Origin of the sequence: Fusobacterium sp. DD2 (assembly GCF_018205345.1) — a bacterium.
In the GTDB taxonomy this organism is placed as follows: Bacteria; Fusobacteriota; Fusobacteriia; order Fusobacteriales; family Fusobacteriaceae; genus Fusobacterium_A.
Window position 1 is genome coordinate 1 of the sequence record NZ_JADRHM010000156.1, and the last position, 201, is coordinate 201.

General features: G+C 36.8%; 1 rRNA gene. It reads right to left on the reverse strand.

Features of this window, described 5'->3' with window-relative positions:
• Positions 1 to 95: ribosomal RNA gene (gene rrf, locus IX290_RS11545) — 5S ribosomal RNA — on the reverse strand; the annotation flags it as partial.
• Positions 96 to 201: the final 106 nt, after the last annotated feature.

Consider the following 201-nt stretch of genomic DNA (forward strand, 5'->3'; position numbering starts at 1 on the left):
CAGGTCGTCTCCAACCAAGTACTTTCAGCGTTTACAGGCTTAACTTCTAGGTTCGGAATGTGACTAGGTGTATCCCTGTAGCTATTCTCACCAAACAGTGTTTTTTTTATGGTAGCACAGATTCCTATGTCATCTGTGTCTAAATAATCCTATGCGTAACTTCGTTACTTATGGATTATTTGAAAACTACATAATAAATTT